The sequence below is a fragment of the bacterium genome, from assembly GCA_024226335.1.
In the GTDB taxonomy this organism is placed as follows: Bacteria; Myxococcota_A; UBA9160; order SZUA-336; family SZUA-336; genus JAAELY01.
Genome location: JAAELY010000014.1, coordinates 1 through 4,322, shown reverse-complemented (window position 1 = coordinate 4,322; position 4,322 = coordinate 1). Strand labels below are relative to the sequence as shown.

Annotated in this window: 5 protein-coding genes; 4 read left to right on the top strand and 1 reads right to left on the bottom strand. The window is 60.0% G+C overall.

All coding sequences use genetic code 11. From position 1 onward, the window contains the following. Window positions 1-693: 693 nt before the first annotated feature. A complete protein-coding gene (locus GY725_00515; GenBank protein ID MCP4002652.1) occupies window positions 694-999 on the bottom strand; it encodes a hypothetical protein in 306 nt (101 codons plus the stop codon). 171 nt (window positions 1,000-1,170) lie between these two features. On the opposite strand from GY725_00515, the gene GY725_00510 reads away from it, so the two are divergent. The 4 genes from GY725_00510 to GY725_00495 all read left to right on the top strand — a co-directional run bounded on the left by GY725_00510 (window position 1,171) and on the right by GY725_00495 (window position 4,078). Next, window positions 1,171-1,356 carry a hypothetical protein gene (locus GY725_00510; GenBank protein ID MCP4002651.1) on the top strand — a complete coding sequence of 62 codons (186 nt, stop codon included), beginning with the start codon at window positions 1,171-1,173 and terminating at the stop codon, window positions 1,354-1,356. Between the two features lie 99 nt (window positions 1,357-1,455). Beyond that, window positions 1,456-1,674, top strand: a complete 219-nt coding sequence (locus GY725_00505) for a helix-turn-helix domain-containing protein (GenBank protein ID MCP4002650.1) — start codon at window positions 1,456-1,458, stop codon at window positions 1,672-1,674. After that, on the top strand, window positions 1,671-2,195 hold the full coding sequence (locus GY725_00500) for a bifunctional DNA primase/polymerase (protein ID MCP4002649.1): 525 nt from the start codon (window positions 1,671-1,673) through the stop codon (window positions 2,193-2,195). The genes GY725_00505 and GY725_00500 overlap by 4 nt, the downstream gene beginning before the upstream one ends. An 86-nt stretch (window positions 2,196-2,281) precedes the next feature. Then, a complete protein-coding gene (locus GY725_00495; GenBank protein ID MCP4002648.1) occupies window positions 2,282-4,078 on the top strand; it encodes a hypothetical protein in 1,797 nt (598 codons plus the stop codon). Window positions 4,079-4,322: the final 244 nt, after the last annotated feature.

Sequence of the window (4,322 nt, the reverse complement as noted above, 5' to 3'; positions counted from 1 at the left end):
TTCCGATGGCGAAATCACCGCGTCGTCGAAGAGACCACAGGCATCGTCATCCCCTCCAGCAGCGCTTCGTACATCATCGGGCGTGACCCTGAACCGCGGGACTCTTCGCGCTCGTACTACTTCGACGCCGAAGGACGCCCGGCAAACGATACGATCGAGAAACTCGAACAAGAATTCTGCCTTGAGTTCTTCGTCCAGTTCGGACGGATCTACGCACCACCGCAGCGTCAGGTCGTCGATCGCAACGATAAGAAGCAATGGGATGCTGTGCTGGAGAGCTTGGGGCTCGGTAAGAATGCTGGGCTCCAGCCATCGGAACGTCTCGGCATCTCCTCAAGGACGGCCACGGACTCAGAGGCGTTCGACCGCCAGATGCGGAGGGCGGGCTGGACGGGCTCAGCGCCGAATCCCAGCTTGGCCCGCGATCGGTGCCGACGCAACGTGATCACGGTTCCACGGTCTGCCTGGCGACGCAGTTTGGTCATTCGGCTCTTGCTCATTTTTCCCGCTCGGGACAGACGCGACCCACTAGTTTTGAAGATGGCTGAGTTCCTTAGCCGCTACGAGAACTGGCACGAATGGTGGTTTGACCCAGAACTCGCGACGGTTCGCAACGAGATTCGTGACGACTCGTGGAAGAGTGCGATGGTTCGAGCACTGGAGTCAGCCGCGTTTCGACGAGCATTGGCGCACCTACCCGTTGAGCTGTCGCAGGAGACTGCGGACTTCGATTTCAGGTACGGGGGTTCTCGGTATCGCTTTGTCGTTCGGAAGCGACAACCTAATGAGACCGAAGCGGGTCACGAGCGAAAGGTCAAATTGCTCATGGTACTCTCCGGCGTGAAGTACGCCTTCAAGAAACATCGTCGCGTTGATGCGACTGTTCTTGCGGCTGCCGTTCACATCGCACAGAGGGTACTCGTCGAGCCGGAAGAACTCGCGAACCGAAGACTCGTTTACGACGAAATCGCGAAGGTCTTTGGACTCACACCTCGGCAAATTCGATCGATGGTGAGCCGCATCCGATGCAGCTTGGATCCTCCTCACAAGATCGCGGACTTGGTGAATCGAGGCCCTGGGCGCCCAACTGCGAACAGAAACAGTCCGCGATTCGGTCACGAGGTGCGTGCCTCGATACAGGTTCCTGCGTCACCGGAAGGGCGAGCCGCGATGGCCGAGCGGGCCGAGCGCATGATCGACGAGGCAAACCGATTGGAGCACTCCTGGAGCCGGTCGCCGGACATGAGCGCAAAACCGCCTGGCCCCCGGACGATTCACAAAGCTCGTCGCCTGCGCAAGGACGGAATCGCCATTCTCAATCGACTCAAAGACACCGCGCCGCCAATATCTGACTGATTCCAAACCACTTGCGCGAATAACCCCGTCGATTTCCCAGGGTCCTGTCGTCGGAGACACAAGGTGTCACGACCGGGATCATCGATGGAGGTTTTCGCGATGCCCACTGATACCCACGACACGCTACTTACTGCAGAGGAAGTCGGCCGCATTCTGCGGTTGAAGCCGGCGACGGTCTACGAGGCAGCCGCGTCTGGCCGGATCCCCAGTGTTCGACTTTGGCGAGGCCAACGCAAAGCGCTGGTTCGATTTCGACGCGACGACATCGAAGAACTGATCCGCGACCGGACTCATCGCGGCTCCCAGGGGGCGTCATGAGCGACCCGACGCATCTCAACGCCGCCCTGAAATACGCGAGAAACGGAATGGCAGTCTTCCCTGGCCACAGTGTTACCGGCGATGGACGGTGCACGTGTGGCCGCGCGAAGTGTAGTTCGCCAGGCAAGCATCCCCGCATTCGGGAATGGCAACGCAAGGCGAGCACCAGCGAACTGCGGATCCGAGAGTGGTGGCAACGATGGCCCGAAGCCAACATTTGCATCGCCACTGGCCAGGTGAGTGGCGTCGTCGTTCTCGACGTTGATCCCAGACACGACGGCGACCGGAGCCTGCAAGAGTTCGAGAGCATTCACGGTAGCTTACCGTCCACTCCGGTATGTCGTACCGGAGGTGGCGGATCCCACTTCTACTTCCTCGCTCCCGACGGCGCGTTCCCTAACAAGGCGAACGTGCTTCCTGGACTCGACATTCGTGGCGACGGTGGCTACGTCGTCGCCCCCCCATCACTTCATGAAAGCGGAGAAACATACCAATGGGCAATCAACCTTCAGCCTCGCTAGGCCCGATGCCAGACTCGCTGGTTGAATTGGTGACAGCGAAGAAGCGCCGATCGAAGAAGAAGACGAACTCAAGCACGCGAACTTGCTTGCCTCGCTACGCGCAAGCGGCGCTGGAAGCAGAGGTGGCCGCGGCTCGCGAAGCAACCGAAGGGGCACGAAACGAGACGCTCAACACATCCGCGTTTTCGCTTGGCCAGCTTGTGGGTGGTGGAATACTCACGAGGCAACTCATAGAAACCGATCTCCTTCGCGCCTCTGAAGACAACGGTCTTGTGACGGACGACGGTCTCGACTCCGTTGAAGCGACGATCCGGTCCGGTCTCGACGCGGGGATTCTGGAACCTCGAACGATCCCGACCGACGGAGGGCGTTCGGAATCAAGCGGAAAGCGCCCTGTGATCGAGATCACTACCGAGGTGCAGGAGGTCGTCGATGCAGCTTTGGACGCGCTGGCAATCAACGCTCCGGGAAAGATCTATGTCAAGGCCGGTATCCTCGTCAGGGTCACTCGACACTTTAAGAAGAAAAAGGGATACACCCGCGCCCCTGACGCTCCGCTGATCAGCCCGCTTCCCGACCCTCGGCTCTACGAGCTGATGGCGCTCTCGGCCAAGTGGGTGAAGTTCAGCAGAGACGACTGGGTGCCTTCGCTCCCCCCCAGGTGGGCGGTAGATGTTCTTGCAGCCCGAGGTCGTTGGACATTCCCCTACATCGAAACGGTCGTGGAGACCCCGACGCTTCGGCCTGATGGAACGATCCTCCAGGAGCCTGGGTATGACGAAGCGTCCGCATCCTTGTACGTTCCTAACGCCGATTTCCCTCGCATCTTCGACAAGCCAACTCGGGAGGACGCAAATCGAGCTGTGGCAGAGTTGTTCGAGCCGTTTGCCGAGTTTCCCTTCAAATCGCTGGCGGATGGATCCGTACTTCTCGCGTGCATCCTCACCACTCTAGCCCGACCTGCGATCGAGGGGCCGACGCCAATGTTCGTGTTTAGAAAGAACGCCCCCGGCGTTGGCGGTTCGCTGGCCGCCGACGCGGTCTCGGTCATAGCCACGGGTCGGACGGCCTCTCGGATGACTCTCACTCCCGACTCACGAGAGTTGCGGAAGCTGATTCTTACCCTGGCGATTGAGGGATCCCAACTGGTGTTGTTCGACAACCTCGAAGGCGCAATCGGATCACCGATTCTGGCCGCAGCTATCACGTCGGAGACGTGGGCCGATCGACTGCTCGGCGTTAGCAAGGTTGTGCGGGCTCCTCTACGCCCAACTTGGATCGCAACGGGCAACGGTCTCACATTCAACCGGGATCTGGGCCGTCGCGTGATGCTGAGTGACATGGTCTCCGACCTTGAACACCCGGAAGATCGGTCGGATTTCCGGCACAAGGACCTGATCGCCTACGTTAGCAAGTCCCGCCCCCGTCTAGTCGCGGCTGGGTTGACCATCCTTCGAGCCTACTGCCTCGCCGGGTGCCCCAAGCATGGCAAGCCAAGCAAGGGCAGTTTCGTCCCATGGGACAACCTGGTGCGAGGGGCACTCGTCTGGGCCAATGCTGACGATCCCGTGGAAACCACTAGGCGCCTACGGGCTGAGGCTGACACCGATCTCGAGGGCCTTCGCAGCGCCCTGCGCATCTGGCGAGAGATGTTTCACGAGCCCATAACCGTGGCGAAGGCCATCGAAGTCGCGAGGGACCGGAACTCGGAACTACTCGACTCTCTGGCCACGCTTTGTGACTGCTCGACAGATCGGCTGGACAGCAGCCGTCTAGGCTACGCGCTGCGGAAATATCGCGAGCGTGTGGTCGAGGGCTTCCGATTCACCAAGCCGCACGACGACGGCAGCAAGGTGGGGCTATGGACGGTCGAGCGCGTTTAATGGGGATTCCGGAGATCGGAGATGCCGGAGATGATCTGACCCGAGCCAGAAAAAAACAGACGACTAATACTGGTCCCGTTTTTTTCCGAACCGAGCCAAACCATCTCCGGGATCTCCGGCATCTCCGGATCGATCTCGCCGATCTTGCCCGCCTATTCGCCCGAGGCTACCTGCGGTTAACACAACAGCGCGGAACTGCCCCGTTTCTTGGCGATGGAGAGCCGCAGAAACCGCTTGATGTTTC

Coding starts and splice junctions, on each gene's coding strand:
- GY725_00510 (MCP4002651.1), top strand. CDS start 1,171: ATGGCCGAGCGGGCCGAGCGCATGATCGACGAGGCAAACCGATTGGAG.
- GY725_00505 (MCP4002650.1), top strand. CDS start 1,456: ATGCCCACTGATACCCACGACACGCTACTTACTGCAGAGGAAGTCGGC.
- GY725_00500 (MCP4002649.1), top strand. CDS start 1,671: ATGAGCGACCCGACGCATCTCAACGCCGCCCTGAAATACGCGAGAAAC.